The following is a 19798-nucleotide window of genomic DNA, read 5'->3' on the forward strand; positions in this document are numbered from 1 at the left end:
CGATGGACAACTGGCATTACCTGTTGGTTCTGGCCGCCTGCCTGGTGATCACCGCGCCGTTGGAGATCTTCGGCGACGGCGTTTACCGGCAGGCGCGCCGGGCCGCCGCCGCGATTCTGCCCGTGGCCGCGGTGTTCGTGCTCTGGGATGTGATCGCCATCTTCGCCGACGTGTGGACCTACAACTCGAAGTACGTCACCGGGATCGACATTCCCGGCGTGATGCCGATCGAGGAACTGCTGTTCTTCATCGTGATCCCGCTGTGCGGATTGTTGACCTACAACGCCGTCACCACGATCCTGACGTGGTTGCAACGGACGCGGGATCGTGTGGAGCAGGCCAAATGACCGGACTCGGCTACACGGTGCCCGCCGTGCTCGGGGTGATCGCCGTGTGCGCCCTGGAATTGGGCGTGCTTCGCACCGGGCTGTTCCGCAAGCCCGCGTACTGGATCTCGATGGCGATCGTGCTCGGTTTCCAGATACCGGTCGACGGTTGGCTCACCAAGCTCAGCGCACCGATCGTCATCTACGACGAACGGCACACCAGCGGCATCCGGTTCCCGTTCGACATCCCGGTCGAGGACTTCCTTTTCGGCTGGGCGCTGGTCACCGCGGTGCTACTGCTGTGGGAACGGCAGCGGCTGCGCTCACAGAGGAGGAACGCGTCGTGAAAGTCAATGCGGGCCGTGACGCCGGTGACCCCGCTGATGTCCCCGCCGCGTTCGACGAGGGGGCACCGGCCTACGACACGCTGGTCGACTCCAATCCCGGATACCATGAGCACCTTCGCATTTCGGCACAGCGGATGCGGTTGCCCGATGACAGTCGCGGGCTGCGGTTGCTGGACGCCGGTTGCGGCACCGGCGCGTCCACCGCGGCGCTGCTGTCGGTGGCGCCGCACGCCGAGATCGTCGGCGTCGACGGCTCTGAGGGCATGCTGGCCGAGGCGCGGACCAAACAGTGGCCCGACTCGGTGCGGTTCGTCCACAGCCGCATCGAGGACCTCGCCGCCGCCGGCGTCAGCGGTCCCTTCGACGGCATCTTCGCCGCCTACCTCATCCGCAACCTGCCCGACCCCGACGCGCAACTGCGCGAGTTCCGCACGCTGCTGCGCCCGGGAGCGACGCTGGCGGTTCACGAGTACTCCGTGCGCGACTCGCGGCTGGCGACCGCGGTGTGGAACGCCGTGTGCGCCACCATCATCATTCCGAGCGGGCGTCTCCGCAGCGGTGACGCCTCGCTGTACCGGTACCTGCGGCGCAGCGTGAACCGCTTCGACGGTGCCGCGGACTTTCGGGATCGCCTGCGCCGCAACGGCTTCACGGCCGTACACAGCGAGACGATGCCGGGCTGGCAACGCAACATCGTGCACACGTTCCTCGCCGAGGCGCCCCGATGACCGACCCGCAACGCACCACCCACCCCGCACCACCGCCCGACGCGGGGGTGCCTTTCGACAAACCGCACGTGGTCGTCGTCGGCGGGGGCATCGCGGGCCTGGCGGCGGCCACCGGTCTCGCCGAACGCGGTGTGAGCGTCGACGTCCTCGAACGCGAGACGTACCTCGGGGGTCGTGTCGGTGGGTGGACCGATTCGCTCGACGACGGCTCTCCGGTCGCCATGAACCGCGGCTTCCACGCCTTCTTCCGCCAGTACTACAACCTTCGAAACCTGTTGCGCCGCATCGATCCAGCGCTGGGCATGCTCACCGCCGTCTCCGACTACCCCCTGGTCGACGCGCACGGTAGACGCGACACCTTCCGGGGCCTGCCGCAGACGCCACCATGGAATGCGTTGGCTTTCGCGCTGCGCAGCCCCACCTTCCGGCTTCGCGACCTGGTGCGGCTCAACGCCCGCGCCGCAGCACCCTTGGCCGCGGTGTCGGTCCCCGAGATCTATGACCGCCTGGACCACGTCGACGCCGACACCTTCCTTCGCGACATCAACTTCCCCGAACCCGCTCGCCACCTGGCCTTCGAAGTCTTCTCGAGGAGCTTCTTCGCCGAGCCGACCAACCTCTCGGCCGCCGAACTGGCAACGATGTTCCACATCTATTTTCTGGGCTCCAGCGAGGGCTTGGTGTTCGACGTCGCAGGTGCGAACTTCGACACGGCGCTGTGGGAACCGCTGCGCGCCTACCTGCAATCGCTGGGAGTCCGCATCCACACCGGTGTGTCGGTGACCGAGGTACGCACCGGTGACCGGTTCGCGGTGCACTCCGACGTCGGCGACCCGCTCGAGGCCGACGGGGTCGTACTGGCCGCCGATGTCTCCGGCCTGCAGCGCATCGTCGGTGAATCGGCATCGCTCGGCGACGACGAATGGCGGTCCCGGATCGCCGCAATGGGCACGGCCGCACCGTTCGTCGTGCAGCGACTGTGGTTGGACCGGCCCGTCGATCCGGACCGTGCGGCATTTCTCGGGACGGGCGGCCGACCGCCGCTGGACAATGTGAGCGTGCTGGACAGGTACGAACGGGAGGCGGCGACGTGGTCGCGCCGAACCGGCGGCTCGGTGGTGGAGCTGCACGCGTACGCGGTGACCGACGGAAAAGACGACGTGCTCGAGCGGTTACCGGTGCGGATGGCCGAACTGTATCCCGAAACCGCCGATGCGAAGATCGTCGGCGAACGGGTGCTGTGCCGTCAGGACTGCCCGCGTTTCGCCCCCGGCGACTTCGAACGCCGCCCCACCGTCTCGACGCCGCAGCCCGGCCTGGCACTGGCCGGAGACGGTATCCGCATCGACCTGCCGGTCGCGCTGATGGAGCGGGCCGCCACCACCGGATGGTCGGCGGCCAACCTACTGCTGAAGCGCTTCGGCTTGACCGGCCACGACCTCCAGACGGTGCCCACCCAGGGTCGCTTCGCCCCCCTGCGGCGACTGGCCGAAAGGCAGTACGCATGACCATGCTCGCCGAAATCAAGGCACGGTTGGCGAAAACCACGCCGTTTCAACTGCTTCCGCGCACCACGTGGTCCGGCCAGCGGCCGACGTTCGACGATGCCAAGCCGTCGCTGATCCACAGCGCGCTGCGCCGCTCACAGCGCAGGCCGAGCGGAAACTGGTATGCGTTCGCGGCCAGCGACACCATCGGCAAGCGACCCGTCAGCGCCACGGTCGGTGGAGTCGAACTGGTCGCCTGGCGCGGCACCGACGGCAGTCTCGCGGTCGGCCCGGCAGCCTGCCCGCACCTCGGCGCCGACCTGTCCACCGGGATCGTCGAGTGCGGGACGTTGGTCTGCCCGTGGCACGGACTGCGCTTCGACGGCGGCCGAACCTGGAGCTGGCGGCCCTACCCCGCCCACGACGACGGTGTGCTCGCATGGGTGCGGCTGGACGCAATCGGCGGCGAAACCCCCACGGAGGCACCGATATTGCCGAGGCGACCCGACGGGCCGCGGCTGTCGGCGGTGACGCGGTTGGTCGGCACCTGCGAGCCCAGCGACGTGATCGCCAACCGGCTCGATCCGTGGCACGGGGCGTGGTTTCACCCGTACTCGTTCACGCGGCTGGACGTACTGTCGGCGCCGGCGGCCGACGACGATCTCCCTGAAGACGCCGACCGCTTTCTGGTCGCAGTCACCTTTCGCATCGGGCGGCTCGGCGTCCCGGTGATCGCGGAGTTCACCACACCGGAGCCGCGCACCATCACCATGCGCATCATCGACGGCGAAGGCGCGGGGAGCGTGGTCGAGACGCACGCGACCCCGCTTGGTCCCGACCGCGACGGCGTGCCCCGCACCGCCGTCATCGAGGCAGTCATCGCCCATTCCGACCGTCCGGGATTCGCGCACGCGCTTCGGGGCGCTCCGATGATCGCCCCGTTCATGCGATATGCGGCCACCCGCTTGTGGCGTGACGATCTGGCTTACGCCGAACGGCTTTACCGGCAGCGCTCCCGGGGTTGAGCCCGTATTGCGTCGGGTCGCCCGGGTATACCGCCGAGATGAGCAAGGACATCCGCAAGGGCGACAAGGTGCAGTGGAAGAGTCACGGCACCACCGTCACCGGGACGGTCGAAGAGAAGATCACCTCGGACACCGAGGCCGCGGGTCGCACGGTGCGCGCCGACTCCGACAACCCGCAGTACCGGGTGCGCAGCGACAAGAGCGGCCGCGACGCGGTGCACAAGCCGGAATCGCTGAAGAAGAAGTAGCGTCGTGGCCGACACCCCCGACGATCGCGCCGCGACCTACGCCGAGTTCACCGACACCGTCAACATGACCGCCGGTGAACTCGAGAAGTGGCTCCAGACAGCGCAATCCAAGGATGTCGGACAGAAGTCCGACGGCGGGGAGTCGACCGGCCACGCGAGCGGCAGGCGCATCGTCGAGTTGCTGCGCAAGAGGAAATCAGAGTTGGACGACGACGATTACGCCCACATGCGCAAGGTCGTCGGATATGCGCGCCGCCATCTGGCCCAGCGGCCGAACGGCGACATCGAGGACTCGGCGTGGCGCTACTCGCTGATGAACTGGGGCCACGACCCCTTCAAGTGAGGCTCGTCGAGCAGAGGTATCTGCTCCATGGCCCATGGGCTGATCGACCACGGCAACCCGACCGCCGAGCGCAGCTGATCCCAGGAGACCCACATCCACTCCATGACCTCGCCCGGATCGGGCCGCAACCGCCCGTCACAGCGGGCGAAGAACACCGGACAGATCTCGTTCTCGACCGTGCCGTCGGCGGCGACCGCGCGGTACCGGAAGTCGGGCAGCACACACACCGGGGCTTGAATCGATATGCCCAACTCCTGGCCGGCGCGGCGGCGCACCGCATCCTCGACCTGCTCCCCGGGTGCCGGGTGCCCGCAGAACGAGTTGGACCACACTCCCGGCCAGGTCGTCTTGTTCAGCGCGCGACGGGTCAACAGCACCCGACCGTCGGCATCGAACAGATAGCACGAAAAACCCAGGTGAAGCGGGGTCGCCGCGTGGTGGACACTCGTTTTGGCGGCGCTGCCGATCTGCCGCCCCTCTTCGTCGAGAAGGACGACGCACTCACCGGTCGTGGCCATGGTCGTCGGTGTGCTCACTGCAGACACCTCATGTGTGTACCCAAATCCGCCGGGCTAACCGACGCATAGACGATGCAACCCGGTCATGAGGCACCAACACACCAATCGACGGCCTCACGCAGGCTGTGCACGCGCGTGGCCGAGCCGACGCCGGCCGCCGCGTCCCACCCGGTGCCGCCGAGCGCGACGTCGGTTTCCGCGCTGGCCGCTGCGACCATATCCATGTCGGCAGTATCGGGGGTGTGTGACCACAGCACCACCCGGGCGGACGGCGTCACCCTGCCGATCGCCTCGGTCAAGGCCGCGACCGGAACGTCGGCGCCGAGCATCAGCGCACCGCGCCCACGTTCGACGAGGGCGGCGCGAAGCGCTTCGAGCGGCAGGACATGCGCTTCGCGCGCGGTACAGGCCAGGATGACCGCTGTCGAGGCGTCGATGCGCATGAGCGGGGCTGCGTGCAGTGAGCGCGACACCGCCCACGACAGCGCATGTTCGACGTCGACGCAGCCGCCGTTCTCGTCCTGCTGGGTCACGACGGCCGCGAACGCCGGCCGCACCATCAGGTCCCATGTGTCGACAACCCCGAAGTGACGCAGGTGGGTTTCCAGGAGCCGACCCAACGCGGCGAGGTCCAGTTCGAATGCGGCCGACAGCAGCGCCTCGACATCGCCGCGTCGCGGAGCGACGGACCCGGACGCGAGGCGGGCCGCGCTGCGGGCGCTGGTGCCCTGCCCAATGAGCTGGTGCATGTGCTGCACGACGGCGATGTCGTTGTCGCTGTAGAGCCGGTGTCGTCCGGGGCGGTGCTGCGATGGCCCGACCCCGTAGCGCTGGCTCCAGCTGCGCAGCGTCGCAGTCGGCACGCCGACGCGCTCGGCCACCACGCGGACGGTGTACCGCGGTGTGTCAGCGTCATTCATGGGGCCTGCTCACTGGGGTTTCGGCCTAGCGAGGGTTCACCGATCGCGCGCCGGGCAAACCATCAATGCGAAAGCGATGCATCCGTTCGTTATGTGGACATGGCTGCGGCTCGAAGCGGGTACTTGTAGCCCCATGACCGATCAGCAGAAGGACGAACAGCACAGCCGCCCCGAGGGACTCGACGACGCGACCGTCGAGGCGGTCGGCGGGGTCTCGGAGGCATTGGAGTGGGTGGAACGCGCACGCGGACATCTGTATTCGTTCCACCAGCTGATGGGTCGCGCAGACCTGCTGCTGGGCGAGGCGTGTGACAAGTTGCGCGACGCCGGCCACGACGGTGTCGCCGAACGTCTGGAGTCCGAACTCGTCGGCCGCAACGTGCTGTACGGCCGCTGGACGTTCCAGATCGTCGAGGACTTCGACGACAGCTACTGGTCGGTGTTCCGCGACCACGAACGCCAAGTGCGCGACGAGCTGCAGCAGGGCCGCAGGCACGTGTTCGAGTCCGAAATGAAGGAGCGGCGCCGCACCCAGGGTCGCCCCGGGCACGAGCACCGCCCCGACGAGTAGTGATTTCGGTGTCGTCGGTGGCGCTGAGCGCAACTAACTACACCGAAATCGCCGGAGTTAGGCCGTCTCGGTGATGGGCCGGTCCACCCAGCTCATCAGGTCGCGCAGCTTCTTGCCGGTCACCTCGATCGGATGCTCCGCGTTCTTCTTGCGCAGGCCCTCGAGCTCCTTGTTACCGCCCTCGACGTTGGCGACGAGTTTCTTGACGAAGGTGCCGTCCTGAATCTCTTTGAGAATGGTGCGCATCCGCTCCTTGGTGTCGGCGTCGATCACCCGCGGCCCGGAGAGGTAGCCGCCGAACTCCGCGGTGTCGGACACCGAGTAGTTCATCCGCGCGATGCCGCCCTCGTACATCAGGTCGACGATCAGCTTGAGCTCGTGCAGCACCTCGAAGTACGCCAGCTCCGGCGCGTAACCGGCCTCGACCATCACGTCGAACCCGGTCTTGACGAGTTCCTCTGTGCCGCCGCACAACACGGCCTGCTCACCGAACAGGTCGGTCTCGGTCTCGTCCTTGAACGTGGTCTTGATGACGCCTGCGCGGGTGCCGCCGATACCCTTGGCGTACGACAGCGCAAGCGCCTGGCCCTCGCCCTTGGGGTCCTGATCGATCGCGATCAGACACGGCACGCCCTTGCCGTCGACGAACTGCCTGCGCACCAGATGTCCCGGACCCTTCGGGGCGACCATGCCGATCGTGACGTTGGCCGGCGGCTTGATCAGATCGAAGTGGATGTTGAGGCCGTGGCCGAAGAACAGCGCGTTGCCGTCCTCGAGGTTGGGTTCGATGTCGTTCGAAAAGATCTCGGCCTGTGCGGTGTCGGGCGCCAGCAACATGATGACGTCGGCCCACTTGGCGACCTCGGCGGGCGTGTCGACCTCGAGCCCCTGCTCGGCGACCTTCTCACGCGACTTCGAGCCCTCTTTGAGGCCGACCTTCACCTCGACGCCGGAGTCGCGCAGGCTCAGCGAGTGCGCGTGACCCTGGCTGCCGTAGCCGATGACGCCGACCTTGCGTCCCTGGATGATCGACAGGTCCGCGTCGTCGTCATAGAACATCTCTACTGCCACTGAATTTCCTTATCTACTCACTTGGTTTGGCGATTTGGGTTACTTGGTGGTCCCGATGCTGCGCGGGCCGCGCGACAGCGACACCACACCGGACTGCACGATCTCGCGGATTCCGAAGGGCTCCAACACCCGCAGCAGCGCCTCGAGCTTCTCGGGCGTACCGGTCGCCTCGACCGTCAGCGACTCGGTCGACACGTCGACGACCTTGGCGCGGAACAGGTTCACCGCCTCGATGACCTGACCGCGGGTCGACGCGTCGGTGCGCACCTTGATCAGCGCGAGCTCACGCGAAACCGAGTTCTCTTCCTCCTGCTCGACGATCTTGATCACATTCACCAGCTTGTTGAGCTGTTTGGTGATCTGCTCCAGCGGCGCTTCGTCCACGCTGACCACGATCGTCATCCGCGACATGTTCTTCTGCTCGGTCGCACCGACCGCCAGGGACTGGATGTTGAAGCCGCGCCGGGAGAACAGCGACGCGACGCGCGCCAGGACACCCGGTTTGTCCTCGACCAGAACCGACAGCGTCTGCGTAGCGTTGGTACCCATCAGGCGTGGCCTTCTTCCGGATCGTCGAACAGCGGGCGGATGCCGCGCGCGGCCTGGATCTCGTCGTTGCTCGTGCCCGCCGCGACCATGGGCCACACCTGGGCGTCTGCGCCGACGATGAAGTCGATCACCACGGGACGGTCGTTGATCTCGCGGGCCTGCCGAATCACGTCCTCGACGTCTTCGGCTCGCTCGCAACGCAATCCGACGCATCCGAGCGCCTCGGCCAGCTTGACGAAATCGGGGATGCGCCGCGAGTGCGTGGCCAGATCCGTTTGGCTGTACCGCTCTTCGTAGAACAGCGTCTGCCACTGGCGCACCATGCCGAGGTTGCCGTTGTTGATCAGCGCCACCTTGATCGGCGCACCCTCAACGGCACAGGTGGCCAGCTCCTGGTTGGTCATCTGGAAGCAGCCGTCGCCGTCGATGGCCCACACCTCGGCCTCCGGGCGGCCGAACTTGGCCCCCATCGCCGCGGGGACGGCGTAGCCCATGGTGCCCAGGCCGCCGGAGTTCAGCCATGTCTTCGGCTTCTCGTAGGAAATGAACTGCGCGGCCCACATCTGGTGCTGGCCGACGCCTGCGACGTACACGGCGTCGGGACCGGCCATCTTGCCCAGCGTCTCGATGACGTACTCCGGTGAGAGGCTGCCGTCGCTCTGCGGCCCGTAACTCAGCGGGTAGGTCGCCTGCACACCTCCCAGGTACTCCGTCCAGTTGTCGATCGTGATCGCGTCGGCGGTGCCGTCCCGGCGCAGGGCCACGACCAGATCGGCGATGACGGCCTTGACGTCACCGACGATCGGCACGTCGGCGTGGCGGTTCTTGCCGATCTCGGCGGGGTCGATGTCGGCGTGGATGACCTTGGCCTCCGGCGCGAAGGAATCCAGCCGCCCGGTCACCCGGTCGTCGAACCGGGTGCCCAGCGCGATCAGCAGGTCGCTGCGCTGCAGGGCGGCCACCGCGGACACCGTGCCGTGCATTCCGGGCATGCCCATGTTCTGCGGATGGCTGTCGGGGAACGCCCCGCGCGCCATCAGCGTGGTCACGACCGGAATTCCGGTCAGCTCGGCCAGCTCCAGCAGTTCCTCAGTGGCCTCTCCGCGGATCACCCCGCCGCCGACGTAGAGCACCGGCTTGCGTGCGGCGGCGATCAGTTTGGCGGCCTCGCGGATCTGACGGTTGTGCGGTTTGGTGTTCGGCTTGTAACCCGGCAGGTCGATGCGCGGCGGCCAGCTGAAGGTGCACTGCCCCTGCAGAACGTCCTTGGGGATGTCGACCAGCACCGGCCCGGGGCGGCCCGAGGCCGCGATGTGGAACGCCTCGGCGATCGCCTGCGGGATCTCGTCGCCGCTGCGCACCAGGAAGTTGTGCTTGGTGATCGGCATCGTGATGCCGGAGATGTCGGCCTCCTGGAACGCATCGGTGCCGATCAGGCCGCGCCCCACCTGACCGGTGATCGCCACCACCGGAATCGAGTCCATGTGCGCGTCGGCCAACGGCGTCACCAGGTTGGTCGCGCCGGGCCCCGACGTGGCCATCATCACGCCGACCTTGCCGGTCGCGTGGGCGTAACCACTGGCGGCATGCCCGGCGCCCTGCTCGTGACGGACCAGGACGTGGCGCAGCTTCTTGGAGTCGAACAGCGGGTCGTACACCGGCAGCACCGCCCCGCCGGGGATCCCGAAGATGGTGTCGACGTCGAGTTCCTCCAGCGACCGGATGACTGCCTGTGCGCCGGTCATCTGTTGCGGCTCAGTGCGTTTGGCCGGTGCGGGCGCAGATTTGGCCGTCGGGTGGGTGGCATGTCCGTCGTCGGGCACGGTTGCCGCCACCTGCTCCAGCGGTCGGGTTGTTGGTGCGCTCACGGTGTTCGTTCTCCTAAATCCTTCTTCGGATCCGTCTCTAGGGTCTCAAATTCGGTGGTCGGGCAAGAAAAAACCCCCGTCAGCTGGGTTGCTGTACGAGGGTCGCGCGCTGATGCCGGAGTTATGCCCGAGTAAGGGCGAGCGCGGCATCAACGCGCTTCCCGATTACTACGAGCAACCCCTGGGCCTGCATAACCGTCGACGGTAGCCTCTGCACTGGTCACAGGTCAAATTGCGGCACGGTGCGAAGATGGCGGGGTGAGTTCGAACGCCGCTCCCGCTCCCGTCGTCATCCGGATCTCTCCCATGGCGCATTTCGCCGTCGCCTTTCTGGCGTTCAGCATGCTTTCGCTGGTTCTGGCGGGCCTCACCTGGGTGGCGGCCCTGTTGATCATTCCGATCGTGTTGTCGGTGTTCGTCGCGCGCTACCGCACCGTCGCCGACCGCGATCAGGTGACCGCGCGCACGCTGTTGGGCAGCGAGACCGTCGGCTGGGGCGACATCGACGGCCTGCGCTTCGGCAAGGGGTCGTCGGCTTACGCCCATTTGAAGGACGGCAGAGACCTGCGGTTGCCCGCGGTGACGTTCGCGACGTTGCCGCTGTTGGCCGAGGCCAGCGAGGGGCGTGTGCCCAATCCGTACGCGAAGGATTAAGCGAACGGGTTGCCGCCGTTGAGCAGCACCCAGATCGCCACACCGGCGCCCGCGCCGAGCACCAGCGCGCCGAGCGATCCGAGGAAGGGCCGGCGTGCCCAACCGCGTCCGGCGTCGAATCCGTACCGGCCGGGGCCCGTCAACACCAGCGCGGCCACCGCGCAGGTCAGAAACACGTTGTACTCGTGTCCGTCGGTGAGGAAGTCCGACAGGCGCGCCTCCTCGTGGGCGACCATCGCCTCGGCCAGTACGCCGGTCACCAGGTACGCCAGCGCGCCGGCGGCGGCCACCGGGGTGAAGAGACCCAGGATGAGCAGCACGCCCGCGGCGATCTGCCCGAAGGCGCCGACGTAGGCCAGGATGTCGGCATAGCGGAAGCCCATATCGGACAGCTGGGCTTCCCATCCGCCCAGCCCGGGCCCGCCCCACAGCCCGAACGCCTTCTGCAGGCCGTGGCCGATGAACAGGGCACCGACTGCGAGGCGCAACAGTAGAAGGCCGAGGTCGAGCGTGCCGCGGCGCTCCGGTGCGGCGCGGAACGGATCGGGGCCGATCTCCGCCGGATCGGCCGAGTAGTCGAGTGCGTGCCTGCCGCCGGGCTGCACGTACGGCAGCGGCTCGGGATCGTTGAGCAGTCCGAAACCGGTGGAGACCGGCGCGCCGCTGTTCGAGTCGTAGTGCGGGATCGCGGTGGTCTCGAAGTCGCCGGCGTAGTTGGCCGACGGGAGATCGTCTTCGGGGTCGACCAGGCTCGCCGACGCTGGCCGCCCGGCCGCGTCGTCGGGCCGCTGCCAGGCGCGTGGGTCATTGGAATGACTGGTCACCATGCCAGCGTAAGTGCTTGTCACCCGGTAGCCGGGTATTGGCGCGGTGCTTTAGGGGCCTTAATTCGCCGACGGTTCGGAGCGCGTCCCAGCGGGTGTGCGTGGCGAACACATCCGAATGATCCGTAACCTGGCTCGCATGAAACTGCGCCGGCCGATGCGGAGTGCGCTCGCCGTGGCGTGCGCGGCGTTGCTCGTCGGGTCCGGCTGTGCGCGATTCGACGATCTGCAGTCGCAACCGTTCACCACTGAGCCCCAGCTCGAGCCCGGTCCGACGTCGTCACCGCCGCCACCGCCGCCGCTGCCCCCGACGCCGTTTCCGAAGGAGTGCCCGGCGCCCGGCGTCATGCAGGGTTGTCTGGAAAGCACCAGCGGCCTGATCATGCTGCCCGACAGCCAGTCGGCCCTGGTCGCCGAGCGCACGACCGGCGTGGTCAAAGAGGTCTCGGTGCGGGCCGAGCCCAAGGTCAAGACGACGCTGCCGGTCGACGGCTCGGGTGATGGCGGGCTGTTGGACATCGTGCTGTCGCCGACCTATCAACAGGACCGGCTGATGTACGCCTACGTCAGCACCCCCACCGACAACCGCGTCATCCGCATCGCCGACGGCGACATCCCCAAGCCGATCCTGACCGGCATCCCGAAGGGCGCCACCGGCAACACCGGCGCGTTGATCTTCACCAGCCCGACGACGCTGCTCGTGCAGACCGGCGACGCGGGCAATGCCGCCGATGCCGCGAACCCTGGGTCGCTGGCCGGAAAGGTGTTGCGGATCGAGCAGCCCACCACGGTCGATCAGGCCCCGACGACGACCGCCCTGTCGGGTCTGGGCGCCGCGGGCGGCATGTGCCTGGACCACTCGGACGGGTCGCTGTACATCACCGACCGCGCCGCATCCGGTGACAGGTTGCAGCGCATCACCAAGGACTCGAAGACGTCCACGGTGTGGACCTGGCCCGACCGGCCCGGTGTGGCGGGCTGCGCCGCTCTCGACGGGTCGGTTCTGGTCAATCTGGTCAACACCAAGCAGACGGTCGCCGTGCGGCTCGCTCCCGAAACCGGTGCGGTGACCGGCGATCCCGAGGTGGTGCGCCAGGACCAGCACGGCCACGCCTGGGCATTGGCCATGTCGCCCGACGGCAACATCTGGGGCGGCACGATCAACAAGACGGCGGGCGATGCCCAAAAACTCGACGACGTGGTCTTCCCACTGTTCCCGCAGGGCGGCGGCTTCCCGCGTAACCCGGCGGACAACACCTGATCGACTGCGCGGCACGGACCTTCAGCTCTCGACGATGCGCAGGCCGATGATGCCCACGACGATCACGGCGAGAAACGCCACGCGCGCCGCGCTGGCCGGCTCACCGAGCAGGAACACTCCCGCGACCGCGACACCGACGGCGCCGATGCCCACCCAGACCGCATAACCGGTGCCTGCGGGCAACTGACGAAGTGCCAGGGTCAGCAGGACGAAGCTGAGCAACGCGGCGCCGACGCCGAGCACGCTGGGGCCCAGCCTGCTGAACCCCTCGGACTGCTTGAGCGCGATCGCCCAGACGATCTCGAGCAGCCCCGCGACAACCAGGATCAGCCACGCCATCGCGGGTCACGCATTCGTTCCACCGTCGACGGTGAGAACCGCGCCGGTGATGTTCGATGCACCCGGACCCGCAAGGAACGCAACGGAATCGGCGATGTCGTCGGCGGCGGCGTAGCGGCCGAGAGCGCTGAGCGCGCGCTGCTCGTCGGCGCCGGCCGCGTCGGCGGGGTTCATGTCGGTGTCGGTCGAGCCGGGCTGCACGAGGTTGACGGTGATGTCGCGTGCCCCGAGGTCGCGCGCAAGGCCTTTGGTGAACCCGATGAGCGCGGCCTTGCTCATCGAGTAGAGCGTGACCCCTGCAGAGGGCACCCGCTCGGCCAGATTGCTTCCGATGCTGATGATCCGGCCGCCGCCGGGCATGTGCCGCACCGCAGCCTGACTGGCCAGGTACACCGCACGGGCGTGGATGGCGAGTGTGCGGTCGATCTCCTCGACCGATACCGCCTCGATAGGACCGTAGGGAAAGACGCCCGCGTTGTTGACCAGGATGTCGAGCTTGCCGAACTGAGCACCGGCCTGCTCGACGGCCGCAGGCACGTCGTCGGCGGAGGCACTGTCCGCGCGGATCGCCAGGCCGCGCCTGCCGCGCGCGGCGATCCCGTCGACGACCTCGTCGGCTCGCTCCTTGGACCGCGCGTAGGTGATGGCGACGTCCGCACCCCGTTCGGCGAGGCGGGCCGCGATGGCCGCCCCGATCCCCCGGCTGCCGCCCGTGACCAGCGCCGACTTCCCTTCCAAATCCGACATCTCGACCGCCTCTTTATGTATCGTTCGATACATAATTATCCGGCCTGCGTATACTTGTCAACGATTTCTTTGCCGTTCGATACAGAAGGGGGTGCGAGGGCATGGCGTCACGCGGCCGACCACGCACCTTCGATCGCACTGAAGCCCTGGAACGCGCCATGAAGGTGTTCTGGCAGCACGGTTACGAGGGCACGTCGATGAGCGACCTGACCGCGGCGATGGGCATCAATTCGCCGAGCCTGTATGCGGCGTTCGGGTCCAAGGAGGAGCTGTTCCGCGAGGCGGTCGCTCGCTACGACCAGACGCTGGGCGCCACCGCGGCAGCCGAGTTGCGCGATCGGCCCACCGCACGTGAGGCCATCGCCGCGGTGCTGCGCCACCACGCCGAGGTGTTCTGCGATCCGGACAAACCCCGCGGCTGCATGATCGTGCTCGCCGCCACCACCTGCACCGAACGCACTCGTTCAGTGCACGAACACCTCGCCGAGTGGCGCGTCGCCACCGAGGACGCCTTCCGCACCCGGGTCGACCGGGGGATCGCCGACGGCGACGTCCCGGCCGGAGCCGACGCCGCGACCATCGCCGCGTTCTACAACACCGTGAACCATGGGATGGCGATACAAGCCCGCGACGGCGCGGACCGAAAGAAGTTATCGGCGATCGCCGAAGCGGCCATCGCAGCTTGGGAGGGCCTGACCGGGTCCTGACACGCCGCCATGCTTCCAGAATGCAGCCAGGGCCGTGGTCGAGCTTCGCGCACGACCCTGTGTGCAGTTTCGGTGCTAGCTGCAGGCCGCCAAAACCAGCTCGCGCACCCGTGCCGCGTCGGCCTGTCCCTTGGTGGCCTTCATCACGGCGCCGACGATCGCGCCCGCGGCCTGCACCTTGCCGCCCCGAATCTTCTCGACGATGCCGGGATTGGCCGCCAGCGCCTCGTCGACGGCGGCCTGCAACGCCGAATCGTCGCGCACAACCTCCAGCCCACGACCCTTCATCACCTGCTCGGGTTCGCCCTCGCCGGCCAACACGCCCTCGACCACCTGCCGGGCGAGCTTGTTGGACAGCTTGCCGTCGTCGACGAGCTTGACGACCGCGGCCACCTGCGCGGGCGTGATCGCGAGTGCGTCCAGCTCCACACCGGCTTCGTTGGCCTTCTGCACCAGAAAGTTTCCCCACCACGCGCGGGCCGCGTCGCTGGATGCGCCCTGTTCGACGGTGGCGGCGATCAGGTCGAGCGCACCGATGTTGACGAGGTCGCGCATCACCTCGTCGGAAATTCCCCAATCGTCCTGAATCCGCTTGCGGGACAGCCACGGAAGCTCGGGAATCGTCGCCCGCAACCGCTCGATCCACTCCGCATCGGGTGCCACCGGCTCGAGGTCGGGCTCGGGGAAATACCGGTAATCCTCGGCGGTTTCCTTGCTGCGTCCCGGTGAGGTGTACCCGTCTTCGTGAAAGTGCCTGGTCTCCTGGGTGATTCGACCGCCCGACTCGAGAACCGCTGCCTGGCGGCGCATCTCGTAGCGGACGGCGACCTCGACGCTCTTGAGCGAGTTGACGTTCTTGGTTTCGGTTCGGGTGCCGAACTCCTTCTGCCCCTTGGGTTTGAGCGAGACGTTGGAGTCACAGCGCATCGAACCCTGGTCCATGCGAACATCGGAGACGCCGAGGCCGCGCAGCAGATCCCGCAGCGCCGTCACGTAGGCACGGGCGATCTCGGGGGCGCGCTCGCCGGCGCCTTCGACCGGCTTGGTGACGATCTCGATCAGCGGCACACCGGAACGGTTGTAGTCGATCAGCGAGGTCGTGGCGCCTTCGATGCGGCCCGTCTCGCTGCCGAGGTGGGTCAGCTTGCCGGTGTCCTCCTCCATATGGGCGCGCTCGATGTCGACCCGCCAGGTCGAACCGTCGTCGAGCGGCACGTCGAGGTAACCGTTGATCGCGATCGGCTCGTCGTACTGGCTGATCTGGTAGTTCTTCGGCATGTCCGGATAGAAGTAGTTCTTGCGGGCGAACCGGCACCACGGCACGATCTCGCAGTTCAGCGCGAGCCCGATCCGGATCGCGGACTCGACGGCCTTCTCGTTGAGCACGGGCAGCGACCCGGGCAGTCCCAGGCAGACGGGGCACACCTGAGTGTTGGGTTCGGCGCCGAACTTGTTGGCGCAACCGCAGAACATCTTGGTGGCGGTGGACAGTTCGACGTGGACTTCCAAACCGAGCACGGGCTCGTAGCGCGCGACGACGTCGTCGTAGTCCAGCAGGTCGGCGGTCGCAGCAGTCATGACCCCGATCCTAGTAAGCGGGCTCAGCCGAAGAACTCCGCGGCGTCGTCGTACCGGCTCTGCGGGACGAGCTTCAGCTGGCGGGTGGCGTCGGCGAGCGAGACGCGGCCGATCTCCTGGCCGCGCAGCGACACCATCATCCCGTACTCGCCCGCGTGCGCGGCGTCGGCGGCGTTGACGCCGAAGCGCGTGGCCAGCACGCGGTCGAAGGGCGTCGGCGTGCCGCCGCGCTGCACATGACCCAGCACCGTGACCCGCACCTCTTTGTTGATCCGCTTTTCCACCTCGAAGGCGAGCTGCTGCGCGACGCCGGTGAAACGTTCGTGGCCGAACTCGTCGACTCCGCCCTGCCGCAGCTGCATCGACCCCTCGGCCGGCTTCGCCCCTTCTGCCACCACGCAGATGAAGTGCGAATCACCGCGCACGAAGCGCTGTTTGATCAGTCGGCAGACCTCTTCGACGTCGAAGGGCTGTTCGGGGATCAGCGTCATGTGCGCACCGGACGCCAACCCTGCATTCAACGCGATCCACCCCGCGTGGCGTCCCATCACCTCGACGAGCATCACGCGCTGGTGTGATTCCGCGGTGCTGTGCAACCGGTCGATGGCCTCGCTGGCCACCCCGAGCGCAGTGTCATGTCCGAATGTGACATCGGTGCAGTCGATGTCGTTGTCGATGGTCTTCGGCACGCCGACGACGGGAACGTTCTCCTCGGAGAGCCAGTGCGCGGCGGTCAGCGTGCCCTCGCCGCCGATCGGGATCAGAACGTCGATGCCGTTGTCGTCGAGCGTCTGCTTGATCTGGTCGAGCCCGGCGCGCAGCTTTTCCGGATGCACGCGGGCGGTACCGAGCATCGTGCCGCCCTTGGCCAGCAACCGGTCGTTGCGGTCGTCGTTGGCCAGTTGGACGCGACGGTTCTCCAGCAGGCCGCGCCAGCCGTCCTGGAATCCGACGACCGACGAGCCGTAGCGCACGTCGCACGTGCGCACCACGGCCCGAATGACCGCGTTCAGTCCGGGACAGTCACCGCCACCGGTCAGCACTCCGATCCGCATGGCTACATCCTCCCCGAGCGCGCGGATGTTTGCGCCCTCTGTCGGCGTTTGCGTCCAACAAACGTGCGCTCGCGGCCCCTAATCCGCCGTCGACAGCGGCCCGCGTGCCGCCTCGTAGGCCGCGCCGACGCGGTACAACCGGTCGTCGGCCAGCGCGGGCGCCATGATCTGCAGTCCGACGGGCAGCCTGTCGTCGGGTGACAGCGCCGAAGGCACCGACATTCCGCAGTGGCCCGCCAGGTTCAACGGCAGCGTGCACAGGTCGAACAGGTACATCGCCAGCGGGTCGTCGACCTTCTCCCCCAACGGGAATGCCGTCGTCGGCGTCGTCGGCGAGATCAACACGTCGACCTTCTCGTATGCCTCGTCGAGATCGCGCGCGATCAGCGTGCGCACCTTCTGCGCCTGGTTGTAATACGCGTCGTAGTACCCCGCCGACAGCGCGTAGGTGCCAATCATGATGCGACGCTTGACTTCCGGTCCGAAGCCGGCGGCACGAGTCAACGCCATGACTTCCTCGGCGCTGTGCGTGCCGTCGTCACCGACGCGCATCCCGAAGCGCATCGCGTCGAAGCGCGCGAGGTTGCTCGAGACCTCAGATGGAAGGATCAGGTAGTAGGCCGGCAGCGAGTAGTCGAAGTGCGGGCAGTCCACCTCGCTGACCTCGGCGCCCAGCGCGGTCAGCTGTTCGACGGCGGCGTTGAACGACTCCAGCACACCGGGCTGGTAGCCGTCGCCACGCAACTGCTTGACCACTCCGATCCGCACGCCCGCCAGGTCGCCGGCCGCTCCGGTCCGTGCGGCGCTGACGACGTCGGGCACCGCGGCGTGGACCGACGTGGAGTCCTTCGCGTCGTGCCCGGCGATCACCTGGTGCAGCAGTGCGGTGTCAAGGACGGTGCGCGCGCACGGGCCGCCCTGGTCGAGTGAGGACGCGCAGGCGACCAGCCCGTAGCGCGACACGGTTCCGTAGGTCGGTTTGACGCCGACCGTCGCAGTCAGCGCGGCGGGCTGGCGGATCGAACCACCGGTGTCGGTGCCGATTGCCAATGGCGCCTGGAACGCCGCCAGCGCTGCGGCGCTTCCCCCTCCGGAGCCGCCGGGCACGCGCTCGACGTCCCACGGATTGCGCGTCGGCCCGTACGCGGAGTTCTCCGTGGACGACCCCATCGCGAACTCGTCCATGTTGGTCTTGCCGAGGATCGGCAGGCCGGCAGCACGCAGCAGCATGGTGACGGTCGCGTCATAGGGCGACGTCCAACCCTCGAGGATCTTCGATCCGCAGGTCGTGGGCATGTCGGTGGTGGTGAAGACGTCCTTGAGCGCCACCGGGACCCCGGCCAGCGGCGAGGGCAGATCCTCGCCGGCCGCGACGGCCGCATCGACGCGCGCGGCGGCCTCCAGCGCACGCTCCTCCGCGACGTGCAGGAACGCGTGGTAGCGGTCGTCGGTCGCGGCGATCTGGTCCAGGTGTGCCTGGGTGACCTCCGTCGACGACACCTCTTTTGCGGCGATCTTTTCTCCGAGCGTCGCGGCGTCCATCCGGGTGAGATCGCTCACTGCGCCTCCCCCAGGATCCGCGGCACCGCAAACCGGCCCTCGGCCGCCTTGGGCGCCTGGGCCAGCGCCTCCTCCTGCGTCAGGCACGGCTCGACGGTGTCGGGCCGGAACACGTTGACGTCGGTGAGCGGGTTCCCGGTCGGTTTGACCCCTTCGACGTCGACGGACTGGATTTGGCTGACGTGACCGAGGATGGCGTCCAACTGGCCGGAATAGCTGTCCAGCTCGTCTTCGGTCAGGGCGAGGCGGGCCAGACGCGCCAGATGGGCTACCTCGTCTCGGGAGATCTGCGACACGACAAGCAAGCCTAGTCATCGCCGTTGCGGCCGCCGAGGCCGGAATGCCCGCGCCCTCGCGCTGTGCAAAAGTGTTGCGCGTGCCTACGTACCTGCTGCGGGTCCAGTTAGAGGACCGGCCCGGCAGCCTCGGCTCCCTTGCCGTGGCGCTCGGGTCGGTGGGCGCCGACATTCTGTCGCTCGACGTGGTGGAACGTTCGGCCGGCTACGCCGTCGACGATCTCGTGGTCGAACTGCCCGCCGGCGCCATGCCGGACATGCTGATCACCGCCGCCGAACAGATCAAGGGTGTCCACGTCGACTCGGTCCGGCCGCACACCGGCCTGCTCGAGGCGCATCGCGAACTCGAGCTCATCGACCACATCGCGGCGGCGCACCGCAAGGACAAGTTGCAGGTCCTGGCCGACGAAGCGCCTCGGGTGCTGCGGGTGGGTTGGGCCACCGTGATGCACCTGACCGACGGCGGGCCGCAACGTGTCGTCGGCAGCCCGGGCGCCCCCGAGACGCAGGCGGCAGAAATCCCGTGGCTACCACTCAACCGGGCCGAGGCCCTCGACGGCGACGCCGCGTGGGTGCCCCAGGTCTGGCGCGATATGGCGACCACCCTGGCCGCCGCCCCGCTCGGCGATCCGCGCACCGCGGTGGTGCTGGGCCGCCCCGGCGGGCCGCAGTTCCGGCCATCCGAGGTCGCCAGATTGGGTTACTTGGCGGGCATCGTCGCCACGATTCTGCGCTGAGTTCACGCGGTCGGGCGGCTGTTACGGTTGGCCGCAATC

Annotated in this window: 24 protein-coding genes; 12 read left to right on the forward strand and 12 right to left on the reverse strand. The window is 67.8% G+C overall.

Going from position 1 to position 19798, the window contains the following annotated elements; all coding sequences use genetic code 11:
* Positions 1-2: 2 nt before the first annotated feature.
* From A5759_RS13035 to A5759_RS13065, 7 genes are read left to right on the forward strand one after another with little or no spacing between them, the layout of a single operon-like run.
* On the forward strand, positions 3-347 hold the full coding sequence (locus A5759_RS13035) for a lycopene cyclase domain-containing protein (RefSeq protein WP_068198150.1): 345 nt from the start codon (positions 3-5) through the stop codon (positions 345-347).
* Positions 344-673 carry a lycopene cyclase domain-containing protein gene (locus A5759_RS13040; protein WP_068198153.1) on the forward strand — a complete coding sequence of 110 codons (330 nt, stop codon included), beginning with the start codon at positions 344-346 and terminating at the stop codon, positions 671-673. The genes A5759_RS13035 and A5759_RS13040 overlap by 4 nt, the downstream gene beginning before the upstream one ends.
* Positions 670-1401 (forward strand): class I SAM-dependent methyltransferase, encoded by a 732-nt coding sequence (locus A5759_RS13045; protein WP_068198157.1) that lies wholly within the window; start codon positions 670-672, stop codon positions 1399-1401. Before A5759_RS13040 ends, A5759_RS13045 begins: the two co-directional genes overlap by 4 nt.
* On the forward strand, positions 1398-2909 hold the full coding sequence (locus tag A5759_RS13050; RefSeq protein WP_068198159.1) for an FAD-dependent oxidoreductase: 1512 nt from the start codon (positions 1398-1400) through the stop codon (positions 2907-2909). The genes A5759_RS13045 and A5759_RS13050 overlap by 4 nt, the downstream gene beginning before the upstream one ends.
* Positions 2906-3913: a DUF5914 domain-containing protein gene (locus A5759_RS13055; RefSeq protein ID WP_068198162.1), complete on the forward strand. Its 1008-nt coding sequence runs from the start codon at positions 2906-2908 to the stop codon at positions 3911-3913. Before A5759_RS13050 ends, A5759_RS13055 begins: the two co-directional genes overlap by 4 nt.
* Positions 3914-3951: 38 nt before the next feature.
* A complete protein-coding gene (locus A5759_RS13060) occupies positions 3952-4161 on the forward strand; it encodes a DUF2945 domain-containing protein (RefSeq protein ID WP_064398548.1) in 210 nt (69 codons plus the stop codon).
* Positions 4162-4165: 4 nt separating this feature from the next.
* A complete protein-coding gene (locus A5759_RS13065) occupies positions 4166-4504 on the forward strand; it encodes a DUF3140 domain-containing protein (protein WP_231984622.1) in 339 nt (112 codons plus the stop codon).
* Here the strand turns inward: A5759_RS13065 and idi are convergent.
* Both idi and A5759_RS13075 read right to left on the reverse strand, forming a co-directional pair.
* Positions 4465-5022: an isopentenyl-diphosphate Delta-isomerase gene (idi, locus tag A5759_RS13070; protein ID WP_068198168.1), complete on the reverse strand. Its 558-nt coding sequence runs from the start codon at positions 5020-5022 to the stop codon at positions 4465-4467. The two genes, A5759_RS13065 and idi, sit on opposite strands and share 40 nt — an antisense overlap.
* 83 nt (positions 5023-5105) lie before the next feature.
* Positions 5106-5942 carry a MerR family transcriptional regulator gene (locus A5759_RS13075; protein WP_068198170.1) on the reverse strand — a complete coding sequence of 279 codons (837 nt, stop codon included), beginning with the start codon at positions 5940-5942 and terminating at the stop codon, positions 5106-5108.
* A 133-nt stretch (positions 5943-6075) separates the two neighbouring features.
* Between A5759_RS13075 and A5759_RS13080 the strand changes: the two genes are divergently transcribed.
* Positions 6076-6513 (forward strand): hypothetical protein, encoded by a 438-nt coding sequence (locus tag A5759_RS13080; protein ID WP_066844987.1) that lies wholly within the window; start codon positions 6076-6078, stop codon positions 6511-6513.
* Positions 6514-6570: 57 nt separating this feature from the next.
* Here the strand turns inward: A5759_RS13080 and ilvC are convergent, their stop codons facing one another.
* From ilvC to A5759_RS13095, 3 genes are read right to left on the reverse strand one after another with little or no spacing between them, the layout of a single operon-like run.
* Positions 6571-7572, reverse strand: a complete 1002-nt coding sequence (gene ilvC, locus A5759_RS13085) for a ketol-acid reductoisomerase (protein ID WP_197506030.1) — start codon at positions 7570-7572, stop codon at positions 6571-6573.
* A 51-nt stretch (positions 7573-7623) separates the two neighbouring features.
* Positions 7624-8133: an acetolactate synthase small subunit gene (gene ilvN, locus A5759_RS13090; protein ID WP_066844993.1), complete on the reverse strand. Its 510-nt coding sequence runs from the start codon at positions 8131-8133 to the stop codon at positions 7624-7626.
* Positions 8133-10001, reverse strand: a complete 1869-nt coding sequence (locus tag A5759_RS13095; protein ID WP_068198172.1) for an acetolactate synthase large subunit — start codon at positions 9999-10001, stop codon at positions 8133-8135. The genes ilvN and A5759_RS13095 overlap by 1 nt, the downstream gene beginning before the upstream one ends.
* Positions 10002-10307: 306 nt before the next feature.
* Here A5759_RS13095 and A5759_RS13100 point away from each other — a divergent pair, with 306 nt between their 5' ends.
* Positions 10308-10655, forward strand: a complete 348-nt coding sequence (locus tag A5759_RS13100) for a PH domain-containing protein (protein WP_082962098.1) — start codon at positions 10308-10310, stop codon at positions 10653-10655.
* Here the strand turns inward: A5759_RS13100 and A5759_RS13105 are convergent.
* Positions 10652-11479 carry a DoxX family protein gene (locus A5759_RS13105; RefSeq protein WP_066845163.1) on the reverse strand — a complete coding sequence of 276 codons (828 nt, stop codon included), beginning with the start codon at positions 11477-11479 and terminating at the stop codon, positions 10652-10654. The two genes, A5759_RS13100 and A5759_RS13105, sit on opposite strands and share 4 nt — an antisense overlap.
* A 139-nt stretch (positions 11480-11618) precedes the next feature.
* On the opposite strand from A5759_RS13105, the gene A5759_RS13110 reads away from it, so the two are divergent.
* A complete protein-coding gene (locus A5759_RS13110) occupies positions 11619-12740 on the forward strand; it encodes a PQQ-dependent sugar dehydrogenase (RefSeq protein ID WP_068198360.1) in 1122 nt (373 codons plus the stop codon).
* A gap of 21 nt (positions 12741-12761) precedes the next feature.
* Here the strand turns inward: A5759_RS13110 and sugE are convergent, their stop codons facing one another.
* Positions 12762-13079 (reverse strand): quaternary ammonium compound efflux SMR transporter SugE, encoded by a 318-nt coding sequence (gene sugE, locus A5759_RS13115; protein ID WP_066845005.1) that lies wholly within the window; start codon positions 13077-13079, stop codon positions 12762-12764.
* Between the two features lie 6 nt (positions 13080-13085).
* Entirely contained in the window at positions 13086-13826 is a 741-nt protein-coding gene (locus A5759_RS13120) for an SDR family NAD(P)-dependent oxidoreductase (RefSeq protein ID WP_068198361.1), read from the reverse strand.
* Between the two features lie 101 nt (positions 13827-13927).
* Here A5759_RS13120 and A5759_RS13125 point away from each other — a divergent pair, with 101 nt between their 5' ends.
* Positions 13928-14533 (forward strand): TetR/AcrR family transcriptional regulator, encoded by a 606-nt coding sequence (locus A5759_RS13125; protein ID WP_068198179.1) that lies wholly within the window; start codon positions 13928-13930, stop codon positions 14531-14533.
* A 75-nt stretch (positions 14534-14608) separates the two neighbouring features.
* Here A5759_RS13125 and gatB read toward each other — a convergent pair whose 3' ends face one another.
* The 4 genes from gatB to gatC form a co-directional block, all read right to left on the reverse strand.
* Entirely contained in the window at positions 14609-16111 is a 1503-nt protein-coding gene (gene gatB, locus A5759_RS13130; protein ID WP_068198181.1) for an Asp-tRNA(Asn)/Glu-tRNA(Gln) amidotransferase subunit GatB, read from the reverse strand.
* Positions 16112-16134: 23 nt separating this feature from the next.
* The gene (locus tag A5759_RS13135; protein WP_068198184.1) at positions 16135-17166 is read right to left on the reverse strand and encodes an ATP-dependent 6-phosphofructokinase; all 1032 of its coding nucleotides are present in this window, start codon (positions 17164-17166) and stop codon (positions 16135-16137) included.
* A gap of 78 nt (positions 17167-17244) precedes the next feature.
* On the reverse strand, positions 17245-18708 hold the full coding sequence (gene gatA, locus A5759_RS13140) for an Asp-tRNA(Asn)/Glu-tRNA(Gln) amidotransferase subunit GatA (protein WP_082962099.1): 1464 nt from the start codon (positions 18706-18708) through the stop codon (positions 17245-17247).
* A 14-nt stretch (positions 18709-18722) separates the two neighbouring features.
* Positions 18723-19022 (reverse strand): Asp-tRNA(Asn)/Glu-tRNA(Gln) amidotransferase subunit GatC, encoded by a 300-nt coding sequence (gene gatC / locus A5759_RS13145; protein WP_068198190.1) that lies wholly within the window; start codon positions 19020-19022, stop codon positions 18723-18725.
* Between the two features lie 80 nt (positions 19023-19102).
* Here gatC and A5759_RS13150 point away from each other — a divergent pair, with 80 nt between their 5' ends.
* On the forward strand, positions 19103-19759 hold the full coding sequence (locus A5759_RS13150) for an amino acid-binding protein (protein WP_068198365.1): 657 nt from the start codon (positions 19103-19105) through the stop codon (positions 19757-19759).
* Positions 19760-19798: the final 39 nt, after the last annotated feature.

Origin of the sequence: Mycobacterium sp. 852014-52144_SCH5372336, assembly GCF_001665615.1 — a bacterium.
Classification (GTDB): domain Bacteria; phylum Actinomycetota; class Actinomycetes; order Mycobacteriales; family Mycobacteriaceae; genus Mycobacterium; species Mycobacterium neumannii_A.